At 65.5% G+C, this 23436-nt stretch carries 24 protein-coding genes and 2 pseudogenes; 8 read left to right on the top strand and 18 right to left on the bottom strand.

The genetic code is table 11. The annotated features are described in order from the left end of the window. Positions 1 to 129: 129 nt before the first annotated feature. Positions 130 to 1080, bottom strand: coding sequence for a PLP-dependent cysteine synthase family protein (locus tag ACOGXH_RS06280; RefSeq protein ID WP_419928251.1), 951 nt, complete (start codon positions 1078 to 1080; stop codon positions 130 to 132). A 10-nt stretch (positions 1081 to 1090) separates the two neighbouring features. Next, on the bottom strand, positions 1091 to 1507 hold the full coding sequence (locus tag ACOGXH_RS06275; protein ID WP_419928250.1) for a Mov34/MPN/PAD-1 family protein: 417 nt from the start codon (positions 1505 to 1507) through the stop codon (positions 1091 to 1093). Between the two features lie 83 nt (positions 1508 to 1590). Here ACOGXH_RS06275 and thpR point away from each other — a divergent pair, with 83 nt between their 5' ends. Then, entirely contained in the window at positions 1591 to 2094 is a 504-nt protein-coding gene (gene thpR / locus ACOGXH_RS06270; RefSeq protein WP_419928249.1) for an RNA 2',3'-cyclic phosphodiesterase, read from the top strand. A 12-nt stretch (positions 2095 to 2106) separates the two neighbouring features. On the opposite strand, the gene ACOGXH_RS06265 is transcribed toward thpR, so the two are convergent. The 14 genes from ACOGXH_RS06265 to ACOGXH_RS06200 form a co-directional block, all read right to left on the bottom strand. Beyond that, positions 2107 to 2748 (bottom strand): protein-L-isoaspartate(D-aspartate) O-methyltransferase, encoded by a 642-nt coding sequence (locus tag ACOGXH_RS06265; protein ID WP_419928248.1) that lies wholly within the window; start codon positions 2746 to 2748, stop codon positions 2107 to 2109. A 57-nt stretch (positions 2749 to 2805) separates the two neighbouring features. Further along, positions 2806 to 3195 (bottom strand): hypothetical protein, encoded by a 390-nt coding sequence (locus tag ACOGXH_RS06260; RefSeq protein ID WP_419928247.1) that lies wholly within the window; start codon positions 3193 to 3195, stop codon positions 2806 to 2808. Between the two features lie 153 nt (positions 3196 to 3348). Beyond that, positions 3349 to 4431 carry an S-(hydroxymethyl)mycothiol dehydrogenase gene (locus ACOGXH_RS06255; RefSeq protein ID WP_419928246.1) on the bottom strand — a complete coding sequence of 361 codons (1083 nt, stop codon included), beginning with the start codon at positions 4429 to 4431 and terminating at the stop codon, positions 3349 to 3351. Between the two features lie 119 nt (positions 4432 to 4550). Next, positions 4551 to 5444, bottom strand: coding sequence for a cell division protein FtsX (locus tag ACOGXH_RS06250; protein ID WP_419928245.1), 894 nt, complete (start codon positions 5442 to 5444; stop codon positions 4551 to 4553). A 53-nt stretch (positions 5445 to 5497) separates the two neighbouring features. Next, on the bottom strand, positions 5498 to 6175 hold the full coding sequence (ftsE, locus tag ACOGXH_RS06245) for a cell division ATP-binding protein FtsE (RefSeq protein ID WP_419928244.1): 678 nt from the start codon (positions 6173 to 6175) through the stop codon (positions 5498 to 5500). A gap of 124 nt (positions 6176 to 6299) precedes the next feature. Beyond that, on the bottom strand, positions 6300 to 7400 hold the full coding sequence (prfB, locus tag ACOGXH_RS06240; RefSeq protein WP_419928243.1) for a peptide chain release factor 2: 1101 nt from the start codon (positions 7398 to 7400) through the stop codon (positions 6300 to 6302). A 22-nt stretch (positions 7401 to 7422) separates the two neighbouring features. Continuing rightward, complete coding sequence (gene secA, locus ACOGXH_RS06235; protein WP_419928242.1) at positions 7423 to 10149, bottom strand: preprotein translocase subunit SecA; 2727 nt, start codon at positions 10147 to 10149, stop codon at positions 7423 to 7425. A 115-nt stretch (positions 10150 to 10264) separates the two neighbouring features. Beyond that, complete coding sequence (gene hpf / locus ACOGXH_RS06230) at positions 10265 to 10597, bottom strand: ribosome hibernation-promoting factor, HPF/YfiA family (protein WP_419928241.1); 333 nt, start codon at positions 10595 to 10597, stop codon at positions 10265 to 10267. Continuing rightward, complete coding sequence (locus ACOGXH_RS06225) at positions 10588 to 11172, bottom strand: ComF family protein (RefSeq protein ID WP_419928240.1); 585 nt, start codon at positions 11170 to 11172, stop codon at positions 10588 to 10590. The genes hpf and ACOGXH_RS06225 overlap by 10 nt, the downstream gene beginning before the upstream one ends. A gap of 156 nt (positions 11173 to 11328) precedes the next feature. After that, on the bottom strand, positions 11329 to 12780 hold the full coding sequence (ahcY, locus tag ACOGXH_RS06220; RefSeq protein ID WP_419930336.1) for an adenosylhomocysteinase: 1452 nt from the start codon (positions 12778 to 12780) through the stop codon (positions 11329 to 11331). A gap of 33 nt (positions 12781 to 12813) precedes the next feature. Beyond that, complete coding sequence (locus tag ACOGXH_RS06215) at positions 12814 to 13845, bottom strand: SIS domain-containing protein (RefSeq protein WP_419928239.1); 1032 nt, start codon at positions 13843 to 13845, stop codon at positions 12814 to 12816. Positions 13846 to 13888: 43 nt separating this feature from the next. Beyond that, entirely contained in the window at positions 13889 to 14143 is a 255-nt protein-coding gene (locus ACOGXH_RS06210) for a Trm112 family protein (protein ID WP_419928238.1), read from the bottom strand. Between the two features lie 37 nt (positions 14144 to 14180). After that, on the bottom strand, positions 14181 to 15335 hold the full coding sequence (manA, locus tag ACOGXH_RS06205; RefSeq protein ID WP_419928237.1) for a mannose-6-phosphate isomerase, class I: 1155 nt from the start codon (positions 15333 to 15335) through the stop codon (positions 14181 to 14183). 68 nt (positions 15336 to 15403) lie between these two features. Next, positions 15404 to 16186: a CPBP family intramembrane glutamic endopeptidase gene (locus ACOGXH_RS06200; RefSeq protein WP_419928236.1), complete on the bottom strand. Its 783-nt coding sequence runs from the start codon at positions 16184 to 16186 to the stop codon at positions 15404 to 15406. A 52-nt stretch (positions 16187 to 16238) separates the two neighbouring features. Here ACOGXH_RS06200 and ftsH point away from each other — a divergent pair, with 52 nt between their 5' ends. Genes ftsH through ACOGXH_RS06180 form a run of 4 tightly spaced genes read left to right on the top strand, consistent with a single transcriptional unit; the run spans position 16239 to position 20059 of the window. Further along, the gene (gene ftsH, locus ACOGXH_RS06195) at positions 16239 to 18269 is read left to right on the top strand and encodes an ATP-dependent zinc metalloprotease FtsH (protein WP_419928235.1); all 2031 of its coding nucleotides are present in this window, start codon (positions 16239 to 16241) and stop codon (positions 18267 to 18269) included. Next, entirely contained in the window at positions 18254 to 18664 is a 411-nt protein-coding gene (locus tag ACOGXH_RS06190) for a hypothetical protein (RefSeq protein WP_419928234.1), read from the top strand. Before ftsH ends, ACOGXH_RS06190 begins: the two co-directional genes overlap by 16 nt. Before the next feature lie 11 nt (positions 18665 to 18675). Next, positions 18676 to 19287 (top strand): class I SAM-dependent methyltransferase, encoded by a 612-nt coding sequence (locus ACOGXH_RS06185; protein ID WP_419928233.1) that lies wholly within the window; start codon positions 18676 to 18678, stop codon positions 19285 to 19287. Beyond that, positions 19280 to 20059 (top strand): enoyl-CoA hydratase-related protein, encoded by a 780-nt coding sequence (locus tag ACOGXH_RS06180; protein WP_419928232.1) that lies wholly within the window; start codon positions 19280 to 19282, stop codon positions 20057 to 20059. Before ACOGXH_RS06185 ends, ACOGXH_RS06180 begins: the two co-directional genes overlap by 8 nt. Here the strand turns inward: ACOGXH_RS06180 and ACOGXH_RS06175 are convergent. After that, the gene (locus ACOGXH_RS06175) at positions 20056 to 21090 is read right to left on the bottom strand and encodes a ketopantoate reductase family protein (protein ID WP_419928231.1); all 1035 of its coding nucleotides are present in this window, start codon (positions 21088 to 21090) and stop codon (positions 20056 to 20058) included. The two genes, ACOGXH_RS06180 and ACOGXH_RS06175, sit on opposite strands and share 4 nt — an antisense overlap. A 14-nt stretch (positions 21091 to 21104) precedes the next feature. On the opposite strand from ACOGXH_RS06175, the gene ACOGXH_RS06170 reads away from it, so the two are divergent. Both ACOGXH_RS06170 and ACOGXH_RS06165 read left to right on the top strand, forming a co-directional pair. Then, positions 21105 to 21446, top strand: coding sequence for a cupin domain-containing protein (locus tag ACOGXH_RS06170; RefSeq protein WP_419928230.1), 342 nt, complete (start codon positions 21105 to 21107; stop codon positions 21444 to 21446). Beyond that, positions 21443 to 21853: pseudogene (locus ACOGXH_RS06165) on the top strand (CoA-binding protein); the annotation flags it as partial. The gene ACOGXH_RS06170 and the pseudogene ACOGXH_RS06165, both read left to right, overlap by 4 nt. Positions 21854 to 21859: 6 nt before the next feature. Here the strand turns inward: ACOGXH_RS06165 and ACOGXH_RS06160 are convergent. After that, positions 21860 to 21952 (bottom strand): annotated as a pseudogene (locus ACOGXH_RS06160) (hypothetical protein); the annotation flags it as partial. On the opposite strand from ACOGXH_RS06160, the gene ACOGXH_RS06155 reads away from it, so the two are divergent. Further along, a complete protein-coding gene (locus ACOGXH_RS06155) occupies positions 21908 to 23422 on the top strand; it encodes an acetate--CoA ligase family protein (RefSeq protein ID WP_419930335.1) in 1515 nt (504 codons plus the stop codon). The pseudogene ACOGXH_RS06160 and the gene ACOGXH_RS06155 sit on opposite strands and share 45 nt — an antisense overlap. The last annotated feature ends 14 nt before the right edge of the window (positions 23423 to 23436 follow it).

The following is a 23436-nucleotide window of genomic DNA, read 5'->3' as shown; positions in this document are numbered from 1 at the left end:
CGTTCGGCTGGAGCTGTGCTCCAGCTTTGGTGGTGTGGTTTGGGTATCGGAATCCTAGCAGCGCGGGGTGCTTATAGCACATCAAGGACCATAAAACCTGTCCAAGTGGAGATTTCTTGAAATCGGCGCTCAAAAGTAGATAATCGACTCGGCCCGAGCTGTCACCTGGTCGATCGGATCGGTCCATGCCCCGGTGGACAGGTACTTCCAGCCGCCGTCAGCCGACACCACCACCACTGCGCCCTCGTCGGTCCGCTCGGCCACTCTGGCCGCCCCGGCCAGCGCCGCGCCGGTGGAGATGCCGGCGAAGATGCCGGCCTCCTCCGCCAGGCGCCGGGTCCATTCGATCGACTCCCGAGGCCGCACGATGCGCTTGCCGTCCAGAAGCTGATCGCCGCCCCATTTCTCATAGACCGGGGGAATGAACCCGTCGTCCAAGCTGCGGAGCCCGTCCACCATCTCCCCGGCGGGGGGCTCCACCGCCAGCACCTGCACTGAGGGTTTGCGCTCTTTGAGATAAGCGCCCACTCCCATCAAGGTGCCGCTAGTGCCCAGGCCCGACACGAAATGGGTGATCTCGGGGCAGTCGGCGTAGATCTCCGGGCCGGTGGTGTTGTAGTGGGCCCGGGGGTTGGCCTCGTTGCCGTACTGGTAGAGGAACGCCCACTCGGGGTTGTCGTCGGCCAGCTTCTGGGCCATGCGGACGGCCCCGTTCGAACCTTCAGCGCCCGGTGACCAAATGATCTCGGCCCCGAACACTTCCAGCAATTGGCGGCGCTCGGCCGAGACGTTCTCGGGCATCACGATCTTGATGGGATAGCCCCTGAGCCGGGCGATCATGGCCAGGGCAATCCCGGTGTTGCCCGAAGAAGGCTCGATGATGGTGCGGCCCGGTTCCAGGGTGCCGTCGGCCTCGGCTTCAAGGATCATCTCGCGGGCCACCCGGTCTTTGACTGATCCCGCGGGGTTGACTCCCTCCAGCTTGACGTGAATGGCCACCGACGAATTGGGTGACAACACGGTGACATCCACCATCGGGGTGTTCCCGATCAGATCGATCACCGATTTGTGCGCTGTCACAGACGCCAGATTACCCCTCGACTGCCACGGGCTCTTCAGCAATAGCCCCGTCGGCAATCCGGTAGCAGCGCAACGCGGGCTCGGGATCCTTCAATGACACGATCACATAGAGCAGCGCTCCGAAAGGGTCAAAAGCCGTGGCGTCTCGCACATCGGTGGGCGACGGATAGGCGGTGGTATGGGTGTGAGAGTGCATCACCGCCACCAGCGCCAGCCCCTCGTCATCTGCGGTCTGCTCTACCTGGAGGTACTCGGCATCGTCGAGCCGGTAGATCTGGCTCGACTCCGCCGCATTGCGCACTGGAAAGAACCGAGTGACCTGCTCTCCCCCAGCCGGTGCGGCCAGCAGCCCGCAGGCCTCGTTGGGCAATCCCGCAAGCGCATGGGCAATGACCTGGGAATAAACCTCACCGCTCAACCGCAGCACCCGCTCACCCTACCCGGCCCCTTCGGGCAATCCGCTGCTTTGAATTGACAACATGATCTGACTTTGCCCGTAGCCTGCGAAGCATGCCCCGGTTGTTCTTGGCTGTTTTTCCGCCTGTGGAGGTTGTGGAGCTGCTAGGCGGATTGGAGCGGCCCGAGGTAGAGGGATTGCGGTGGACGGTGCCGCAGCAGTGGCACATCACGCTGAGGTTCTTGGGGGAAACGGAGCCGGACGAGGTGGAGGACAGTTTGCGGGGGTTTCGGGGATCGGTCAGCACCGTGCGGCTGGGACCGGCCAGCAGGCGGCTGGGGGCGCGGGTGCTGGCGCTGCCCGCGGATGGTCTGAGCGATTTGGCGGCCGAAGTTGGAACCTGCACTGAGGCCATTGGCCAGCCGCCCGACCGTCGGGATTTCACCGGTCATCTCACCCTGGCCCGGGCCCGCAAGCGTATGCCAGGCACGGTTGTCGCGCAGCCCTTCGAAACTGAGTTCCTGGCCCGCGAGCTTTGGCTGGTGTCCAGCCAACTCCACCCTGATGGGTCTCGATACACCCGGCTGACCCATTGGCCCCTGGTTGGAGGGAGCTGAGAAGAATCCCGCTCAGGACTCCTCAACGAGGGGAACGAACCTCACGGGGCAGAAACGCTCGGAGGTGGTCTCATCGCCGTCTCTACGAACCAGAGTGAGATTTTGGGAGAACGAGGCCGGCCCCACGGGGATGACCAACCTCCCGCCGTCGGCGAGCTGGTCGATAAGCGCTGAGGGGATGCTGGGGGCTGCCGCGGTGACCACCACTGCGTCGAAGGGGGCGCCGGGCGGGTGGCCCTGCGACCCGTCGGCGCACACCACGGTGGCGTTGTCATACCCCAGTTCAGCCAAGACTCGGGCCGCCGAGTTGGCCAGCTTGCGGTGGCGCTCCACGGAGATTACCGAGGAACCAAGCTCAGCCAGCACAGCCGCCCCATAACCCGATCCGGTTCCCACCTCCAGCACCCGGTGGTCTGGCTCTATGGCGGCGGCCTCGGCCATGAGGGCCACGATGTAAGGCTGGGAGATGGTTTGGCCTGAACCGATGGGCAGCGGGTGGTCTTTGTAGGCGTCGCCGGCCAGCGTCCGCGATACGAACCGATGGCGGGGAACCGTCCTCATGGCGCCCAGAACCTGCGGGTCGCGGACGCCTCTCCCCTCGATCTGGCGGCGCACCATGGTCAGCCGCCGGTCTAGGTGCCGGTCTTGGCCCATGCCCAATGATGCTCCAACCACCCATGCTTAGGGGCGGAGAATGGACGAGAGTCTTGACTACCTCGCCGCGGGAAAGGCGCTGGTCTCGTCGAACACCGCTTGCAAAGCGTCAGCATCGCGGTTGAAATCCGGGCCGAGTTCCTCGGACGCATTCCAGGGCGGCGCCGGTGCCCACCAGGGTGGCATCTCAGAGCCGCCGTCGGCCGTCTCGTCGGGGATGAAGGCCAAGCACCACTGCCAGGAGCCCTTCTCTTCACCATCGCCTTCATCGGGATGGCCATTGGGGGGAACCAAGGCGTAGGTGAATCCCGGCCCAGGTCCCGCTTTCTGGGAGTCTCGAGTCACGAGTCGGCGGGAATGCGATAGCCGGGCGGCGACAAATGGCAGGGCAAGCAGCAGCAGGACGATGATCGAAGTAACGATCGTTGTCAGGTTCAATTCAGGCATGTCGGGTGCCTCCGTCAAGGGAGGCTTGAGGACTTACTCAAGCCTCATGGGCCCCATAAGCCCCACCCGCAACAGGAAAGGGTAGCGACTCCCCTTTCTGAACGTCAACCGTGATTTCTAGTTCTGTGGACCAGGCTGATGAGCCCGATGCCTTCAGATAACTACCACCGACCGGAGCACCTCACCCCGCTCCATAGCGTGAAACGCCTCTTCAACGCCCTCCAGCGAGATGGTCTCCGACACGAAACGCTCCAGGTTGAGCCTTCCCTGGAGATAGAGATCGATCAGCATGGGGAAGTCCCGGGATGGCAGGCAATCGCCATACCACGACGACTTGAGGACACCGCCGCGGCCGAATATCTCGATCATCGGCAGCTCAATGCGCATCTCAGGGTTGGGCACGCCGACAAGCACCACGACCCCCGCCAAGTCCCGGGCATAAAAGGCCTGCTCATAGGTTTGGGGCAGGCCGATGGCCTCGATGGCCACGTCCACGCCGTTGCCGCCGGTCAGCTCCCTGATCCGCTCCACCGGGTCCTCCCGGGAGGAGTTGATGGTGTGGGTTGCGCCAAACTCTCGAGCCCATTCCAGCTTGGTGTCGTCAATGTCCACCCCGATGATGGTGTGGGCGCCGGCCAGACGCGACCCCTCGATAGCCGCATCGCCCACGCCGCCGCAACCGAAAACAGCCACAGAATCGCCCCGGCCTACCCCGCCGGTGTTCATGGCGGCGCCCAGTCCGGCCATGACCCCGCAGCCGATCAGTCCGGCCACTTCGGGCTGGGCCTCGGGATTGACCTTGGTGGCCTGGCCCGCGGCCACCAGAGTCTTCTCGGCAAACGCCCCGATTCCCAATGCGGGCGACAGCTCCTGGCCATCCAAAGTCATCTTCTGGGCGGCATTGTGGGTGGCAAAGCAATACCACGGACGACCTCGCAGACACGAGCGGCAATTGCCGCACACTGCCCGCCAGTTGAGGATCACGAAGTCGCCGGGAGCCACGTTGGTCACGTCTTCTCCCACCGACTCCACCACGCCGGCGGCCTCGTGGCCCAAAAGAAACGGGAACTCGTCGTTGATGGCCCCCTCCCGGTAGTGGAGATCGGTGTGGCAGACCCCGCAGGCCTGCACGGCCACCAGGGCCTCGCCCGGCCCGGGGTCGGGCACCTCGATGGTCTCAATGCTCACCGGCTCGCCCTTGGCCTTGGCGACTACGGCTTGAACCTGCTGGGCCATCTGCTGCTCCTTTCGCCCGGCCATCGGCCACCGAGGCCGAGGCCAACTGCCGCGAACCTACTACGCCCTGAGAAAATTCGGTTCGTCTGGTGCCCAGCAGCAGTGGCGAGGGCAGCCGGTCAGGTATCCAGGAAGCGGCTGACGGCGATGCCGGAGCCCACCGTGCCCACGATGGCTCCCAGCCCCACCATCTGGAAGCCCAGGGCCCACACTCGGGACGGATCGACGGTGAAACCCCGCAGCAACTCCAGCGAGACATCGTCGTTGATCACGCTGAAGAAGTTGTTGGTCAGCCATATGAGGGGAATGGCGATCACACCGCCGATAAGGCCTTGAATAAGCCCCTCGAACATGAACGGCACCCGGATGAACCAGTTGGTGGCCCCCACCAGCTTCATCACCTCGATGTCTCGGCGGCGGGAGAACAGCGCCATGCGGATGGTGTTCAAGATCAGCACAGCGGCGGCCACCAACAACACGATGGCGATGATGATCACCCGCTGGCGCAACCCGCTGGACAAGTCCTCGATGGCCCGAATGGTCTCGCTGGCCGTTACCACCCTGGCCACCCCCGGCTGCGTGCGGAAGGCAGCCGCTAGCTCGTCAACCCGCTCGGGCAGGGTGTCGGTGGGTTTGACTCGGAACGAAGCCGGCAGCCTCTCGGGCGTGATCACCTCCACCAACTCCGGCGAGTCGCCCAGCAGATCCTGCACTTCGGCGTAGGCCTCGTCCTTGTCGATATAGGTGAATCCGCTGACCTCGGGAGCATCCTCGAGCTGGCGGCGGACGTCCTCCTCCAACTCGGGACTGATCTCGGGGTCCATGAACACGATGAACTCCACGCCGTCTTTCCAGCGAACGGTGGCGTTGTCGACCGCGTCGCCAAACAGCAGCGCCGCGCCCAAAAGGGTCAGCGAGATGGTGACGGTGATGACGGTGGCCAGCGTGAGGGTGATGTTCCGGCGGAAGTTGCTGGCCGTCTCCCGAAGGACATAGTCCAACTTGAGGCTCATCGGCTACCGCCCGCCCACCGGTCCCCGTCGCCGAGACCCCGCAATGCCATGGGCTATTCGTAGACGCCTCGGGACTGGTCCCGAACGATCTGGCCCCGGTCAAGTTCCACAACCCGGCGGCGCATTTTGTCGACGATGCTGCGGTCATGGGTGGCCATCACCACGGTGGTTCCGGTGCGGTTGATGCGATCCAGCAGCGTCATGATGCCCAGCGAGGTGTTCGGATCAAGGTTTCCGGTGGGCTCATCGGCCAGCAGGATCAGCGGGCGGTTCACAAACGCCCGGGCGATGGACACCCGCTGCTGCTCCCCGCCCGACAATTCGTCGGGATAGTTGTGCATCTTCTTGGACAGGCCCACCAACTCCAAGATGGCCGGAACCTTCTCTTTGATCACGCCTCTAGGACGCCCGATTACCTCCAACGCGAAGGCCACGTTCTGGACCACGGTCTTGTTGGGCAGGAGCTTGAAGTCCTGGAAGACGCACCCGATGTTGCGGCGCAAGAAGGGCACCTTCCAGCTGGGAAGCTGCCCGATGTCCTTCCCAGCAACGTATATCCGGCCCCGATCGGGCTTCTCCTCTTTGTTCAGCAGGCGCATGAACGTGGACTTGCCCGATCCCGACGGCCCAACCAAAAACACGAACTCCCCCCGCTGCACCTCGCAGGAGGCGTTCTGAAGGGCGAGCACCTCGCCCTTGTACACCTTGGTGACGTTCTCCATTCTGATCATGCGCTGTGAACTCCGAACTGCGATCCGGGCACGAACCCCCCATTGTTGGCCCAGAAAGCTCGACCAACGCTACCACCGTCACCATGCAACGATTGCGCACCCTCCGGGCTGGGCCTGGCCGCGATCAAGACATGCGCCTCCACCGCAGATAGGCCTCGATCAGCTCGTCGAGGTCCCCCGCCAGCACCCCCTCCACATTGCCGATGGTCACACCGGTGCGGTCGTCTTTGACCTGCTGGTAGGGATGCAGAACATAGGAGCGGATCTGGCTGCCCCACTCCGCCTTCTGGTAGTCGCCGGCCAACCCGGCGATCTCGGCTTCCCTCTCGGCCCGCTTCAGATCAGCCAGGCGAGCGGCCAGAATTTGCATGGCGCGGTCTTTGTTCTGGTGCTGGCTGCGCTCATTCTGACACGACACAACGACGCCGGTGGGCAGATGGGTTATCCGCACCGCCGAGTCGGTCACGTTCACGTGCTGGCCACCGGCCCCCGACGACCGGAAGGTGTCGATCCGCAGGTCTTTGTCCTCGATGTCCACCTCGTCGGACACCTCGTCGAAGAATGGCACCACTTTGAACTGGGCGAACGCGGTGTGGCGGCGGGCGTCAGAGTCGAACGGGGAAATTCGGACCAGGCGATGCACCCCCCGCTCCGATTGCAACAGGCCGTATACGTTGCGCCCTGAGATGGTGAAGTCGGCCGAGGAGATGCCCGCGCCCTGTCCTTCCGACACCGAGTCCACCTTGAATTCAAAGCCGCGGCGCTCGGCCCATCCCTGGTACATCGCCAGCAGCATCTCGGCCCAGTCCTGCGCGTCGGTGCCGCCCGCGCCGCTGTGGAGCTCGCATACCGCATCGGAGTCGTCGTGCTCACCGCCCAACAGCGACCGCAGCTCCAAGTCGTCCACCTTGGCCGCCAGCGATTCCAGCATCTGGGCAATCTCCGGAGTCTGCGATTCGTCGTCCTCCTCCACTGCCAACTGGTGCAAGGTATCGGCGTCGTCGAGCGCGGCCTCCAAACCGGCGAACAGCTCCAAGTCCTCCATCAACTCGGACAGCTCCCTGGTTACTTTGCGGGCCTGGTCGGGGTCGTCCCACAGGCCGGGGGCAGCCGCGGCCTCCTCTAACTGGGGGCGGCGCGCATTCAGGTCGTCGATGTGCAGGTACAGCCGGGCTTCATCCAGTTTGGATCGGAGCAGGGCGAGGTCGCCGGTGAAGTCAGGCACGGAATGTTCCGAGAGCAGGCAGTCAACGCCCGCAGCACTGCTTGAACTTGCGGCCTGATCCGCACGGACAGGGGGCGTTGCGAGGGGTTTTGTCGAATTCTGACTTCACAACCGGCGTCCTCGACTTCGGCGCCGACTCCTCCACCACCGTGGGGGCGGCCGAAGTACTAGCCAAGGCCGCCTGAGCTCCGGCCCGGGCCAGAGACGGCTGAGTGGACGGGTCGGCCGGGCCCGACTCAGTGAGGTTGCTGGCGCCGGCATCTTCGGCGCCGGCGGGAGACTCCACGTTGATCTCCACATGCATGATGTAGGTGACGAAGTCCCGGGCCACGCCGGCCATCATCTGGCCGAACATCTCGAACCCCTCCCGCTGCCATTCGGTCAGTGGGTCTTTCTGTCCGAGGGCACGCAGGTTGATGCCCTCTTTGAGGTAGTCCATCTCATAGAGGTGCTCGCGCCAGCGCTGGTCGATGATGCGCAGCATGATCTGGCGCTCCACCTCCCTCATGGCCTCCTCTCCGACCTGCTCTTCGCGCTGCTCGTAGTGGGCCACCGCCTCGCCCACCAGCGCGTCGTAGAGCTCGTCGGTGGAGGTGGCCTCGCTCATCTGGTCAGAGCTGATCTGGGTAGGCCACAACACCCGAATCTCGGTTTCGAGCTGCTCCAGGTCCCAATCGGCGGGATCCTCCGACGTGCAGTGCCCGGTGATCACAGAGTCGACCGCTTCGCCCAGGTGCTCCAGAGCCTCGGCCCGCAGGTCGCTGCCCGACAGGATCTGGGCCCGCCGCTTGTAGATCACCTTGCGCTGCTCGTTTAGCACCTCGTCGTACTTGAGCACGTTCTTGCGGGCCTCGGCGTTCTTCTGCTCCACCGTGCCCTGAGCCCGCTCGATGGCCTTGGTTACCATCTTGGCCTCGATGGGCACGTCCTCGGGCAGGGCCTTGTCCATCACCCAGTTCATGGCCCCGGTAGCGAAGATCCGCATCAAGTCGTCTTCCAGGGATAGGTAGAACCGGCTCTCGCCGGGGTCGCCCTGGCGGCCGGAGCGGCCTCGGAGCTGGTTGTCAATGCGGCGGCTGTCGTGGCGCTCGGTGCCCAGCACATAGAGGCCCCCCAGCTCGCGCACCTTCTCGCCCTCGGCGCCGCATTCGGCCTCGTACTTCTCCAGCAGCTCGGCGGCTCGGGCCTGGCCCTGCTCGCTGGCGGGGTCGAGGCCCTCGGCTACTGCGTCGCGGCGAGCCATGGCCTCGGGGTTGCCCCCCAGCACGATGTCCACGCCTCGTCCAGCCATGTTTGTGGCCACGGTGATGGCGTGCAGGCGACCGGCCTGGGCCACGATCTCGGCCTCCCGGAAGTGCTGTTTGGCGTTAAGCACCTCATGGGAGATGCCCCGCTTGTTGAGCACATCGGCCAACTTCTCGGAGTTCTCCACCGAGACGGTGCCCACCAGCACCGGCTGTCCCCGCTCATAGCGCTCCACCAGATCCTCCACCAGGGCGTTGAACTTGCCGTCCTCGCTCTTGTAGATGAGGTCGCCCTCGTCGGCCCGGACCACAGGCAGATTGGTGGGAATCGGCACCACATGGAGGCCGTAGGTGCCGAACAGCTCGTTGGCCTCGCTCACCGCGGTTCCGGTCATGCCGGCCAGCTTTTCGTAGAGCCGGAAGTAATTCTGGAGGGTGATGGTGGCCAGCGTCTGGTTCTCCTCTTTGATCTTCACCCCTTCTTTGGCCTCCACCGCCTGGTGCAGTCCCTCCGACCAGCGGCGGCCTTCCAACACCCGGCCGGTGAACTCGTCGACGATCTTCACCTCGCCCCGCTGGATTATGTAGTCCTTGTCCCGGTGATACAGCTCCTTGGCCCGCAATGCGGCCTGGAGCTGATGGACCAAGTTGGCGCTGACCGAGTCGTAGAGGTTCTCCACCCCCAGCGCCCGCTCCACCGCGTGGACCCCTTCCTCGGTGGGAGCCACGATGCGCTTCTCCTCGTCCACGTCGTAGTGGACGTCGCGCTTCAAACCCCGCACGACGCTGGCGAACTTGTAGTACGTCTTGGCGGCGTCGGCCAGGCGCCCGCTGATGATGAGAGGGGTGCGGGCTTCGTCAATGAGGATGGAGTCGATCTCGTCCACGATGCAGTAGTTGTGGCCCCGCTGGACCCGGCGATCGGCCGACATCGCCATGTTGTCCCGCAGGTAGTCGAAGCCCATCTCGTTGTTGGTGCCGTAAGTGATGTCGCAGCCGTATTGCTCGCGCTTGAATTCCGAACCCCGCTCGCCGGGGACCACCAGCCCGACGGAGAGGCCCAACCACCGGTGAATGGCCCCCATCCAGTCGGCGTCGCGAGCGGCCAGATAGTCGTTCACGGTGACCACGTGGACACCCCTGCCGGCCAAGCCGTTCAAATACACCGGAAGCGTGGACACCAGGGTCTTTCCCTCGCCGGTTCGCATCTCGGCCACCCAGCCGAAGTGCAGGGCTGCGCCCCCCATCAGCTGCACGTCGTAGTGGCGCTGGCCGATGACCCGCCAAGCCGCCTCCCGCACAACGGCAAAGGCCTCGATGAGCAGGTCGTGCAGATCCTCGCCGTTCTCCAGTCGCTGGCGAAACTCCCCGGTGCGGGCCCTCAGCGCCTCGTCGGACAGCGCTTTGGTCTCGGGCTCGAGCGCGTTGATGTCGGGCACCAGGCTTTCCAGCGCCTTGAGCTTCTTGCCCTCACCGGTGTTCAGGATCTTCTGAAACACACTCATGCTGCGCCCACTCTACCGCTGCGCCCCCCGCATCCCGATAGCGGAGACCACGCGCCGCGCCCCGGTGAGCGCCCTTGCGGGCGCGTCTAGGAGTACCTCGACGTTGGGACCTGAACTAGCTGGCCCGGCGCTCCCGGGAGTGGTGCTGGCGGTCGATGCGGCGGGTCTTGGTGCGGCGGAGCTGGCGCTCCAGTTTGGCGATGGCCCGGTCCAATGCCGCAAACGGCGTCGGACCGTTGACCCGGCTGCGGATGTGATAGCCGTGGCCCTCCAGGGTGACCTCGCAGATGTCGGGCTCGGGGATTCGGGGGTTCTTCTCCTCGCTGAACCGGACTGTGGCGTGATCGATGCCCGACAGATAGCGGTTCAGCTTGCCCACCTTTGTTCGGGTGGCCTCCCCCAGTCTCTGCGACACCTGCATCCCGCTGCTGCTGATGGTCACATCCATGGCGGCTCCCTTTCGGCTGGGCTTCTGTTGTGGGCTCTCATGGTAGCCACACCAGAAGGTTGCCGCGCGGAGGGCGTGGTGTAGGGCAATGGCGTGGCCCCGGCTACCACCGCCTCCACCCGCTCCGCACCTGCTCCGATGAGCGACTTGGCCGCAGACTGAAGGGTCGCTCCGGTGGTGATCACGTCGTCCACCACCAGGACCGCCGACGGCGAGGCCCCGCGGACAGCGAAGACGGGAGCGCGAAACCGCTGGCTGCGGTTCCGACCGGTCTGGCCCGCCTCGTCTACGCGCCTCAACAACCTGACGACGGGCACCCCCGTCTGGCGGCTCAACGCCCGAGCCAGCAGCTCGGCCTGGTCAAACCCCCGTTGACGCCGCCGCTTCGCAGACGTCGGCGCCCATGTCACCGCGTCGACGGCCAGGCCCGAAGGCAGGGTCGTGGCCATGGCCGACGCCAGCCACCGCACGCACGACCGCTGATTGCGGTACTTGAGTCGGGCGAGCAACTCCCGGCCCGCGCCCGCGTAGGCGAAAACCGCCCAGAGCCCTGACAGCGGCTCGAGAGCGGCCATCTCCCCCACGGCGCGCATATCCGCCGTACACCGCCGACATGGCGACGGCCCCGGTCCCCCACATCCCGCGCACAATTGCGAAAACAACATGGCTGGACACTAGAAGCGACCGGTGACAGATTGACCTGCCCTCGCGGGCCGCTCCACCCAGGCAGATCAGTAGCGGTAGTGGTCGGCTTTGAAGGGTCCTTCGGCCGAGACACCCATGTAGTCGGCCTGAGCTGGGGTCAAGGTGGTGAGGCGCGCTCCGAGGGCATCCAGGTGCAGACGGGCCACCATTTCATCGAGATCTTTGGGCAGCGTGGCCACGTCGGTGCCGTAGGTCTCGGCGTTGGCATGCAACTCCAATTGAGCCAACACCTGGTTGGTGAAACTGCATGACATCACAAAGCTGGGGTGGCCGGTGGCGTTGCCCAAGTTCAGCAGCCGGCCCTCCGACAAGATGATGACCGAGTGGCCGTCGGGAAATACGTACTCGTCCACTTGGGGCTTGATGTTGACGCGCTGAACGTCGGAAAGCGCATTGAGCCCGGCCATGTCGATCTCGTTGTCGAAGTGGCCGATGTTGCCCACCACTGCCTGATGCTTCATGCGCCCCAAGTGCTCGGCGCTTATCACGTCCTTGCAGCCGGTGGCGGTGATGAACAGGTCGGCTGTTTCCAGCACATCCTCGAGCCGCTGAACCTCGAAGCCCTCCATGGCCGCTTGCAGGGCGCAGATGGGGTCCACTTCGGTGACCACAACTCGGGCGCCCTGGCCCCGCAGCGATTGGGCGCAACCCTTGCCCACGTCGCCGTAGCCGCATATCACGGCCGTCTTGCCGCCGATCATCATGTCGGTGCCCCGATTGATGCCGTCGATCAGCGAGTGCCGACAGCCATATAGGTTGTCGAATTTCGACTTGGTCACCGAGTTGTTCACGTCGATGGCTGGGAACCGCAGCGTGCCGTCGGCTTTCATCCGATAAAGCCGGTGGACGCCGGTGGTGGTCTCCTCCGACACGCCCCGGACCCCCTTGGCGATGGCGGTCCACAGCCCGGGATCATCGGCCAGCGTGCGGCCCAGCAGGCGGCGGATCTCGGCCAAATCCTCGGAGTCGGCCTCATCGGGATCGCCGGCGGTTCCCGCCGCCTCGGCATCGGCGCCCATGTGCACCAACAGGGTGGCGTCGCCGCCGTCGTCGAGGATCAGATTCGGCCCCCCGCCGTTAGGCCAGCGCAGCACCCGCTCGGTACACCACCAGTACTCCTCCAGGGTCTCCCCCTTCCAGGCGTACACCGGCACCCCTTGGGGGTTGTCGGGGGTTCCCGCAGGGCCGACAGCCACCGCAGCCGCAGCCGGATCCTGAGTGGAGAAGATGTTGCACGACGCCCAGCGCACCTCAGCACCCAGCGCGGTCAGGGTCTCAATCAACACTGCGGTCTGCACGGTCATGTGGAGCGAACCGGTGATGCGGGCCCCGGCCAAGGGCTGAGCGTCGAAGTGCTGAGCTCTCAGCGCCATCAGACCGGGCATCTCGTGCTCGGCCAGGCGGATCTCGTTGCGCCCGGTTTCGGCTTGAGCCAGGTCAGCCACTTTGAAGTCTTGGTCAAGAGCCACTGCAACTATCGCTTTCTGAAGTCGGTTTTACCCTCAATGGGGTCATGTCGTGCGACCGGCCAGTGCTTGTCGGGCTGCCACAATCGCCGGTACCGGCCCGGGGTCGAGGCCTACCGCGGCAGCCATCTCCAGTGCGGTGACCGACCCCTGATACATGAGGTCGAATACCTGGGCCACGTGACCCTCCCCGGCCGCCTCCACGAGGTGGACTTCTCCCACCACCTCGTCCATCAAGTCGACCAGGATGTCGAAGCCCCGCATCACCTCAGGATGTTCATGCTCGTGGCGCAGCAGCACCAGACTGAAGATCTGGCGGGTCAAGTCTCCGTGCTGGCCCCACCCCGCGATCTCGTTGTGCAGCAGATCGGGAACTCCCGCGCTGAAGGCGGGTGACTTGGCACTGGTGTTGATCATGTTCTTCCAGTGCCGGGCGGCCACAGTCCCGAGCCCGCCCCCTCCGTAGATCAGCGGTACCGTGCCGGATAGGCGACGGGCCAAATCAGCCGCCGCTTCCCTCATGGTGTCCCGTCGGCTGCGGACCTGATGGACTGCGTGGCGCACCCACTGGTCAGCGCCGGGGAACAGGCCCATCTTCCCCAGGATGATCATCGGGGCGACGGTAAGCACGCTCAGCCCGGCCCGGGGCGGATACAGCATCGGATCTACCTCTACCAGCGGTGCATTCCAGGCAGATGCCATCCGAGCCAGCTGGCCACCGCCGGTCACCGCCACAAGCCGACCTCCGGCTTCAGCGGCCTGGGCCGCAGCCTGGACGATCTCGGGCGTGTCGCCGCTGGCGGAGAGCGCGAACACCAGGGTCTGCTCGTCCACATACGACGGCGGTTGGTAGCTCTTGACTACGACGATGGGCAAGGGCATGAACGGACCCGCGGTCACCGCCAGCAAATCGCCCGCGAACCCGCCCGGGCCCATGCCCAACACCAGCACATTGGAGATCTCCGACCGGTCGGGCAGCCCTTCTAGGTCATTGGAGCGTTCCAGCGCGTCCAGCATCTGCTCGGGCAGGCGATTGACCGCCGGCCACATGCCCAGCGTGTCCACCCGCTCGCTCACCGCTGCACTCCGGACTCTGGCTTGCTCACGGAGCGCCCATTCCTCACGGAGCAAAGGTGAACGGAATGGACTCCGACTCCGCTCTGGCCATTAGCCGCCCATGCTCGGCCTCATCCACAGTCTCAGCCTCGTCGATGAGCATGTTGGGGATGTCGTCTTCCACCACATAACGGCGGTGCAGGCGCGGATTGTAAAGCGAGTCCTCATCTGGGAAATACAGCAGCGGCCCCTTGTCGTCGGGGCAGGCCAGAATCTCAAGCAGTCGGGGATCCAGCGCCATGGCCACAGTCTTACTCACTCAACGCCGCGATCCCTAGCGCTGTCCCCATCCGCCTCTAGCCACCGGTAGCGGCCCGGAACATGAGTCCAGTTCCGGCCATCTCAAATTCGCCTGTACCCGCTGGCACCCAGACTGCTCCGCCGCCGGAGATCTTGTGGCCAGCCACTCTTGCGCTCCCCGATGCGCACAGCACGATCTCCGGACCCGAGGGCGTGAACCGCCGGGAGCCAGCCAACTCAACTCGGGTGAGGCTGAAGTCGGGAACCGGTGCCTCGAATGTGAAGCAAGGTCCGGTGGGAGCCTGGACGAGCACATCATGGGGACGGCAGTCCACTACGTCCAGCAGGGCCGGAACGTCAACGTTCTTTGCGGTGAGGCCGCCCCTCAGCACATTGTCGCTATTGGCCATGATCTCCACGACCGTCCCCCGCAGGTACACGTGCAGGTTGCCAGCCCTCAGGAAGAGGGCCTGCCCCGGTTCGAGGCGGACCAGATTCAGCATCAGGGCGACGGCCACCCCGATGTCTCCTGGGTGTTGCTCCCCGATCCTCACCCCCCAATGTCGCTCGTCGGGAAACGGGCCTGACTTCGAACAGGCCGCCGCCACCTGGAGGGCGATCTCGGTGCCGGATTCCGGCGGTTGCTCCAGCAGCCATCGAAGCGCCGGTGCAATCTCTCCTGCCTGCAAGAAGCTGATTGCCGGGTCCAGAGCGGCAACCTCCAGCGAGTCGAGAAGTTCCGCGGCGGTTTCCGGCGTTCGAAGCCCGCACAGGGCGGTGAACGGCTCCAGCGCGCAGATCAGCTCCGGCTTGTGATTTCGGTCGCGATACGACCGATGCTCGGCGTCCAGGGGGATGCCCTGCTCTTCTTCGGAATCGAACCCCGCGTGGGCTTGGCTGCGGGTGGGGTGGGTCTGGAGAGAAAGCGGCTGGTCCACGGCCAGGATCTTCAGCAGAAAGGGCAGTTCCCCGCCGAAGGTTTGGGCGGTGTCTGGTCCGAGCTCTCCAATCGGGTCGTCGGCGATCACCTGGTGGAGCGGCCGGTTTGTCCCGCTGCGCCGCAGCACCGACGGCGCTCGGGGATGGGCACCCAGCCACAGCTCGGCCTGGGGCTCTCCGGTGGGCGGCACCCCCATGATCTGGGGCAGGACCTCCCGCGACCCCCATGGGTAGGGCTGGATCGCCCCCGACAGAACACCCGGTGTGCTCACAGTCTCCAACCCTTCAATCGCCTGTTGGCATCCCCGCGCTCACAGTCTCAAGTTAGGCCAATTCTCGGTTAGGCCAGCCAGATGAGGTTGATCACCGCGACCAGATTGAAGCCGATGTGGGCCCAGATGGCCGGTCCCAATCGCTTGTAGCGCTTCACCAGCAGGGCGGCAATGATCCCGAAGACCATCAGCGCGGGGAATTGGAGGAGTTGGAGGTGCACCGCGGCAAACAGCACTGAGGAAGCCAGCACTCCCATAACCGGCCCCCATTTCCGCTCGAACGCCTTCAGAGCCAGACCGCGGAAGAACAGCTCTTCGAAGATCGGGGCTCCCACCACCACCCCCAGCATCACCAGGGCGATGTCGCCGCCGGTGGCGGCCCGATCGGTTATCTCCCGGGCGGCCTCGCTAACGTCGAAGTCGAAGAACTGCTGGAACGGGGCATAGATGAGCCAAACCACTGCGATCTGGGCAAATACGCCCACCAGGAGCCCCACGGGTACGTCCGACGCCTTCGTCGACAAGCCGAAGTCGCGCCGCAGCCCGGTTCCTCGCAGGGTGCCGGCCACCAGCGTGGTCAGGGCGAACCCGCCCCACAGTCCGATCTGGCCCACCGGCAGGGTCCAAAGGGGAAGCGCGGGGTCGCTGCGCTCCTGGCTCATGGAGTCGCTCAGCCCATATCGCCCCACGTACGACCCGGTGCCGGTCTCACCCCCGGTATCCAGGCCGACTGCGGCCAGCACAACGAAGAACACCACCACCGCGGCCACCCAGGAAAAAATCACCCCGATGAACACATCGGGCAAACCCCAGCGGATTTCCCGGGCTCTTGTCCGCTCAGCTACTGCCACCGCACCGCAGCGTAATGGTGACTTTGTCGCCAACCACTCGTAGAATTGACCGATGGCCTCCTCTCCGCCGCCGCCTCCCCCGCCGCCTGAGCGGCGAGATCCCGAGGGCGGGCCGGGTCAGCAGCCCACCACGCAGGGCCGGATGCCCCGCTGGGTGTGGTTCGTGGTGCTGGGATTGCTGGCCGCCTTGTTGTTCTCCAACGTGTTTGGAGGCGACGACAACGGCGAGGAGATCTCCTTCCGGGAATTCGTCGTAGCAGCCACGAGTGGCAACATCGAAGAGGCTGAATACAACAACAACACCGGCGAAATCAAAGGAACGAGGACGGAGAGCGCGGGCGGTTCCAAGTTCCAAACAACCGGACCCAACCCGCTGCCTGAACAGGTCGAAGCGGACTTGCGGACCAACATCCCGACGTTCCAGTTCCATACGCCCAAGACCAGCTTCTGGGTCAGTCTCCTTCCTCTGCTCATCCCGATCGCATTCATCGTCTTGATCTTCTGGTGGTTCCAGCGCCGGGCTCAAGGACAGATGAGCGGGATCATGTCCATCGGGCGATCCAAGGCCAAGACCTACACCACCGAGCGACCGGGAACCACCTTTGAAGACGTGGCCGGCTACGAGGGGGTCAAAAAGGAGATCGTCGAGGTCGTCGACTTCCTCAAGCACCCCGACAAGTTCGCCCAGATCGGAGCCCGCATTCCCAAAGGCGTGCTGCTGGTGGGTCCGCCGGGCACCGGCAAGACGCTCATCGCCCGAGCGGTGGCCGGAGAGGCCGGAGTGCCGTTCCTGTCGGTCACCGGCTCGGACTTCATGGAGATGTTCGTCGGCGTGGGCGCCAGCCGGGTGCGGGATCTGTTCCAGTCGGCCCGGAAGATGGGGCGGGCCATCATCTTCATCGACGAGATCGACTCCATCGGCCGCAAGCGGGGCGCGGGCCTGGGCGGGGGCCACGACGAGCGGGAGCAGACCCTCAACCAGATGCTGGCCGAGATGGACGGCTTCGAGGCCACCGAGGGGATCGTGATGATGGCGGCCACCAACCGGCCCGACATCTTGGACCCGGCGCTGCTGCGTCCCGGACGGTTCGACCGCCAGGTGGTGGTCCCGCTGCCCGAGGCCGACGACCGCTTGCAGATCCTCAACGTCCACGTCCGGTCCAAGAAGATCGCTGCCGATGTCGACTTGCCGCTGATAGCCCGGGGTTCACCGGGCATGAGCGGTGCCGACCTTGCCAACCTGGTCAACGAAGCCGCTCTATTTGCGGTTCGCAGCGACTCTGACCAGATTCGAATGATCCACTTCGAAAACGCTCGCGATCGGGTACTGATGGGACAGCGGCGGGAGTCGATGGTCATGTCCGAGGAAGAGCGGCAGATCACCGCTTACCACGAGGCCGGCCATGCGGTGTGCGCGGCGGTTTTGCCCCACGCCGATCCGCTTCACAAGGTGACCATCATCCCCCGGGGTATGGCGTTGGGGGTGACCATGACGCTTCCCGAGGAAGACCGCCACACCCTGCGGCGTAACTACCTCGACGACATGCTGGTCATGCGTATGGGCGGGCGCATCGCCGAGGAGTTGGTGTTCGGGGTGTCGTCCAGCGGTGCGGCCGATGATCTGGCCGGCGCCACCGAATTCGCCCGGCGCATGGTGCGGGAGTGGGGTATGAGCGACCGCATCGGGCCGATGGCCTGGCGAAGCGCGGGACAAGTGTTCTTGGGCGACGAGATGATGACCAACCGGGAGTACAGCGACGAAACGGCCCGGGTCATCGACGAAGAAGTGGCTGAGATTTTGCGAACTCAGGAGAACCGGTGTCGGGAGGTGCTGTCCAAGCACCGCAACGGCCTCGACCTGGTGGCTCGCGCCTTGCTGGAGCACGAGACCATCTCCGGAGATGAGGTCGGCCGGCTGGTGCAGTTGGGCGATGAGGGCCCCATTGGAGATCCCCGGGACGTGATTGGCGCAGCACTCAGCTCTCCGAGCACAGGGGGGATGCGGGGCTCGGCTACGACCACCGTTGCCTCGACGGCCGAATTGGAAGAGCCTGACGCCCCGGAGTCGTGGCCCGCACCCTGATTGCCCTTGGAGTCATCGCCGGGGCGCTGGCAGTGGCCTGGCTCTATCGTCGCTTCCGCCCCTCAACCCCGACCGCGCCGACATACTCGGTGCCCACCAGTCTGGAACGCTGGGACTTCGCTCAACCCAACGCCGAATGGCTGTTAGCGGTGTTCACTTCCAAGACCTGCTCAACCTGCGCCGCAGTGGTGAATGCGGCCCAAGGCCTGGCGCAGGATTCGCTGGCGGTGCAAGAGGTGGAGTTCCGCCGCCACGGTGACCTGCACCGCCGCTATGCAGTGGACGCCGTCCCCCTAGCGGTGCTGGCCGACCGCAACGGCGCGGTGTGCGCCTCTTTGGCCGGCCCGGCCACTGCTGCGGAACTGTCGGCTCTCATCGCATCGGTCCAGCAATAGCCTGTCGCTCTATGGGTTTGTCGCGAGACTTGGCGGAAACCAGGGAGTTCTTCACCTCCCGGGCGGCGGGCTGGGAGGATCGCCATCCGGACGACGATGTCCTGTTCAAGTGGGCGGTGGACCAGCTTGGGTTATCCCCCGGCGATGTGGCCGTCGACGCCGGGTGCGGTTCGGGACGAGCGCTGTCCTCTCTGCGGGCTGCGGTCGGCCCTCAAGGCGCCGTCCTGGGCATCGACGCCACTCCGGCGATGCTTCTGGAATCGGCCCGCCTGGGGCGGAAGTCCATTTCGGTGTGCGCGCTGGGCGACGTCGGACGGCTTCCGGTGCGGGACGACTGCGTGGCGGGGATTTTGGCCGCCGGGTTGCTCCCCCACCTGCCAAACCCGGTGGGCACTCTTCAGGAAATGGCCCGCGTTGCTCGAAACGACGCTCGGCTGGGCGTGTTCCATCCCATCGGCCGCCGGGCGCTGGCCGCCCGCCACCAGGAACGAGGGGCCCACGCCCACGATATGAACATCGACCCACACCACATCGGACCGCTGCTGGCCGAGGGGGGTTGGACTCTGGAGTTGTTGGACGACGCTGACGATCACTACCTGGCCTTGGCGGTGTGCAATGGCTGACCAATCAGCCGCCAAGGCGGTCCTGTTCGAGGTCGCCGAGGGCGTGGCCTGGGTGACGATCAACCGTCCCGAGGCCCGCAACGCCGTCAACCAGGCGGTGTCGGAAGGCTTGGCCGCCGCCTGGGACCGGGTGGAGTCCGACGACGACATCGCGGTGGCCGTTTTGACCGGCGCGGGCGAAGCGGCCTTCTCGGCGGGCGCCGACCTCAAGGAGATGGCCGCCCGAGCCGAGCGGGGACTGCCCTCTCACCTCACCAGGGACCGCTTGGCCGAAGGCAGGGTTACCAAGCCGGTCATTGCTGCGGTGAACGGCGTGGCCTACGCCTTCGGTTTCAACCTGGTCATGCAGTGCGATCTGTGCGTGGCCGCCGATCACGCCCGCTTCGGCATCTTCGAGGCCAGAGTGGGCCGGGGCTCGCCGTGGGCTTCCCAGCTGGGCTGGTTGATCCCTCCCCGGGTCGCCATAGAACTGCTGTGCACCGCCGAGCCGATAGGGGCCCAGCGAGCCTACGAACTTGGCTTGGTCAACCGGATAGTGCCCGCCGCCGAGCTGAAGTCGGCCGCGGCCCAGCTAGCCAGGGCAATCACGGCCAACGCGCCGCTCACCGTCCGCGCCGGGAAGGCCATGATCCGGGCCACCGCCGGCCTTTCCCCCGCCGAGGCAGCCGCAGTGGCCGACAAGATCTACGAACCGGTCTATGCCAGCGATGACGCCCAAGAGGGCCCCCGGGCCTTCGCTGAGAAGCGGCCTCCCCGCTGGCAAGGGCGCTAGCCCAAAACGCGGAGAAGCTCGTCCAGATTGTGGGGGCCCGGCGACCGAGCACCAGCCTCGATCTCTCGTACCATGTGGAACACCGCATCGTTGGCCGGGGTGGGAATGCCCAGCCTCTTCCCCTCTCGGCTGATGAACCCGCTGAACGAGTCGATCTCGGTCTTGTGACCCCGCTCGATGTCGGTGGGCATCGACCCCTTGACGTCCCCCAACTCGGCGGCGGTGGCTTCCCAATCGGCGGCTAGTTGGTCTGCCCCGGGCCCGCCTGCACCGCCGACAAGAATGCGCTCGGCGTCGATCCCGCTCACCGGCTCGATGTGGTGACCCCGGGCCTGACCAATCGCCACCGCCTCTGACCCGCAAGCCAGGCTGACCCGCCGAGGCCCGGGCTGCTCCCGGCAGTCACGGGCTTGGCCCCCGAGCGTCGCGTTGACCGGGTTGCTCATGCAGTTCATCACCAGCTTCGACCAGATGGCCCCCCAGATGTTTTCGCTCAACGCCACGTCGATTCCCGGACCTAGGGCCGACGACACCTGGTCCAACCGATCGGTAAGGGTGCCGTCGAGTTCGCCGATCTGAAGCGTGGGAAGCCAATCCAGCCTCACCTGGCCTGGCCCGGTCGCGGCCGCGGCAAACAGCACTACCGTGCCGATGACCCGCTCCGGACCCAGCATTTGGGACAACAGCGGCTCGTTGACCCCGTTCTGAGCGGAGATGACCGTGGCATCCGTCGCCAGTTGGGGGGCCAACAGGGGGGCCAGCCATTGATTGTCGAATGCTTTGGCCGCCAGCACCAAGAGATCGATGGGGGCCACTTGTTGACTCTCGCTGGTGTGCCACGCGGGCAGTCGGGCCGTCCGCCCTTCTGCCGGACCCGGCCCCACCAGGCACAGCCCATCGGCCCGAATAGCCTCGACGTGGTCGGCCCATGCGTCGATCACGCTCACTTCGCCGCCAGCCAAGGCGACCTCTCCGGCGATGGCACCCCCGATTCCCCCGGCACCGGCCACGACCACATGCATCATTACCATGGTAGGAACTCTCTATGGCCCTCTCCCGATATCGCGATGCGGAGTGGTTCCAGCCCGCCGAGAACCCCGACCCCGACGACACCGGCTTGGAGAAGGCATGGCTGCATCGGGGCTCGTTCTTCGCCCACGCCATCCGCCTGGCACCGGGATATGTGATCCCGCCCCACAGCCATGACAAAGACGAGCTGATGGTGGTGTTGGCCGGCAGCGCCACTCTGGACAGCGGCGTGGTGGTGGAGCCGCCCGACACTCTGCTGCTGTCCGCCAACGTCGAATACGGCTTCACCGCGGGCCCTGAGGGCATGGAGTTCATGGTGGTCCGCACCGGCCAAGCCGGGCTGACCATCACCGGATGAGCCCGCCATTCAAAGACCTCGTCCCGCTGGTGCGACCCCGGTCCATCGCGCTGGTGGGGGCCACCCCGATAGAGAGCAACAAGCTGGGCTCGTGGACGCTGAACAACCTGCTCAAGCACGATGTGCCGGCCGACCTGTATCTGGTGAACCCCCGATACGACTCGCTGGAAGGACGGCCTTGCTACCCCGACCTGGAATCGCTGCCTGAACCACCCGAATTGGTGCTGGTGCTGGTGCCTGCGGCCGGGGCCATCGACATCCTGCGCCAAGCCGAGGCGCTCGGGAGCCGGGCAGCCATCGTCTTCAGCGGCGGGTTCGGCGAGGGCGACCGGGCCGGATCGCCGCTCGATCTTGAACTGCAAGACTTCTTGGCCGATACCCCGATGGCGGTGTGCGGGCCCAACACCAACGGCGTGATCAACTGCGTGGACCGGATCCCGGCCGGTTTCCCTCCCTACGCCATGGCCGACGAGCTGCCCGCCGGGAACCTTGGAGTGGTGTCCCAGAGCGGTGCCCTGGTGTCGTCTCTGGTCCAGCATCTCCAGCAAAACGGCCATGGACTCACCGTGGGATTCGCGGTGGGAAACGGCATCGACCTCAAGGTGAGCGACTACGTCCGGTTCCTGGCCCAAGACGACCGCACCGAGCAGATCCTGGTGTATGTCGAGGGGCTGCGCGATGCCGACCAATTCTTCAACGCAGCCGACGCGGCCTGGGCCGCGGGAAAGCCGGTGCTGGTGTTGAAGGCGGGCCGCTCGCCCGAGGGCGCTGACGCGGCCCGCAGCCACATCGGTGCCTTGGTGGGCAGCTACGAGGCCTTTGCCGCCCGCTGTCGTCGCCACGGTGTTCTTCTCGCCCACGACCTGGCCGAGTTGGCTGTGCTTCCCGCGGCCCGGAGCCGTTGGGGGCGGCGCGCCGGAGTGCTGTCGTCCTCGGGGGCGGTGGCGGGAATCCTGGCTGATTCTGCCCGCGACAACGGCTTCGATGTGCCTGCTCTGGGAGCGGCGGCCCAGTCCAAGCTGGCCGAGTGCATGACGCTGGGTGAGCCTCGCAATCCACTGGACCTCACCGGCCAGTCGGTTGTCGACCACGACCTGCTGCCAGCTGCACTAGATGCCATGGGCGACGACCCCGGCTTGGACTTCTTGGTCCATGGGATGCTGATCGGCCCAGAGGTCATCATCAACAAGCAAATCGATGCCCTCATGGCCCAGGCCGCCAGGGGAACACCGGTGGCGGTATACAGCGCGCCGGGGTGGCATCCGGTGGACTACCCGAGGCTGACCGAAGCCGGGATCCCGGTATTCGACTCTCCCGATCGGCTGTTCCGCTGCCTGGACGCCTGGACAACCAGACAGCACATGCAGCCGCAGCCTCCCTCATGGCCGGACGAGACGCTGGACGATCTGCTCGCCGACATCATGGCCCCGAGCTGTTCCCCGGATGATTACGACCTCAACCGCCCGGCCGCGGTCAAGCTGAGGAGTGAGGGCATCGACCACAAGTCCGATCTCGGGCTGGTGGATCTCAACGTGCATCCCGACAATGTCGCCGATGCCGCCGCCCAATTGGAGGCCCGCGGCCAGGAGCTGGGCATGGTCGACGCTGCGGTGGCCGTGCAGCCTATGGCCGACCCCGGCGTCGAGCTCATCGTCGGCATCAGGCTGGACCCCGAGGTCGGTCCATCAGTGGTAGTCGGGCCCGGAGGGTTGCTCGCCGAGTTGGTCGACGACGTGGCCGTTGCCCCTGCCCCGCTGAGCATCGAAGAGGCCCACGCCCTGTTGGACGCCACCAGAGCCGGGGCACTGCTAAACGGCGTGCGGGGCAGTCCCAAGGCGGATCGGGACGCTGCGGCCGAGGTGCTGGTTCGACTGGGATGCATCGCCGCCCGCCACCGCACGGAGGCCGAGATCAACCCGCTTATCGTGCATACTTCAGGGGTCACCGCCGTCGACGTGCTGCGCGGCGGCCACTGAGCATCGCCGGCCAA

Origin of the sequence: Candidatus Poriferisocius sp., assembly GCF_965208355.1 — a bacterium.
GTDB lineage: Bacteria > Actinomycetota > Acidimicrobiia > Acidimicrobiales > Bin134 > Poriferisocius.
The sequence above is the reverse complement of the archived record's forward strand: the minus strand, read 5'-3'. Positions and strand labels throughout refer to the sequence as shown.

Excerpts from the sequence above, each read along its gene's own strand:
- thpR (WP_419928249.1), top strand. The coding sequence starts at position 1,591 with ATGCCCCGGTTGTTCTTGGCTGTTTTTCCGCCTGTGGAGGTTGTGGAG.
- ACOGXH_RS06265 (WP_419928248.1), bottom strand. The coding sequence starts at position 2,748 with ATGGGCCAAGACCGGCACCTAGACCGGCGGCTGACCATGGTGCGCCGC.
- ACOGXH_RS06260 (WP_419928247.1), bottom strand. The coding sequence starts at position 3,195 with ATGCCTGAATTGAACCTGACAACGATCGTTACTTCGATCATCGTCCTG.
- ACOGXH_RS06255 (WP_419928246.1), bottom strand. The coding sequence starts at position 4,431 with ATGGCCCAGCAGGTTCAAGCCGTAGTCGCCAAGGCCAAGGGCGAGCCG.
- ACOGXH_RS06250 (WP_419928245.1), bottom strand. The coding sequence starts at position 5,444 with ATGAGCCTCAAGTTGGACTATGTCCTTCGGGAGACGGCCAGCAACTTC.
- ftsE (WP_419928244.1), bottom strand. The coding sequence starts at position 6,175 with ATGATCAGAATGGAGAACGTCACCAAGGTGTACAAGGGCGAGGTGCTC.
- secA (WP_419928242.1), bottom strand. The coding sequence starts at position 10,149 with ATGAGTGTGTTTCAGAAGATCCTGAACACCGGTGAGGGCAAGAAGCTC.
- hpf (WP_419928241.1), bottom strand. The coding sequence starts at position 10,597 with ATGGATGTGACCATCAGCAGCAGCGGGATGCAGGTGTCGCAGAGACTG.
- ACOGXH_RS06225 (WP_419928240.1), bottom strand. The coding sequence starts at position 11,172 with ATGGCCGCTCTCGAGCCGCTGTCAGGGCTCTGGGCGGTTTTCGCCTAC.
- ftsH (WP_419928235.1), top strand. The coding sequence starts at position 16,239 with ATGGCCTCCTCTCCGCCGCCGCCTCCCCCGCCGCCTGAGCGGCGAGAT.
- ACOGXH_RS06185 (WP_419928233.1), top strand. The coding sequence starts at position 18,676 with ATGGGTTTGTCGCGAGACTTGGCGGAAACCAGGGAGTTCTTCACCTCC.
- ACOGXH_RS06180 (WP_419928232.1), top strand. The coding sequence starts at position 19,280 with ATGGCTGACCAATCAGCCGCCAAGGCGGTCCTGTTCGAGGTCGCCGAG.
- ACOGXH_RS06175 (WP_419928231.1), bottom strand. The coding sequence starts at position 21,090 with ATGGTAATGATGCATGTGGTCGTGGCCGGTGCCGGGGGAATCGGGGGT.
- ACOGXH_RS06170 (WP_419928230.1), top strand. The coding sequence starts at position 21,105 with ATGGCCCTCTCCCGATATCGCGATGCGGAGTGGTTCCAGCCCGCCGAG.
- ACOGXH_RS06155 (WP_419930335.1), top strand. The coding sequence starts at position 21,908 with ATGGCCGACGAGCTGCCCGCCGGGAACCTTGGAGTGGTGTCCCAGAGC.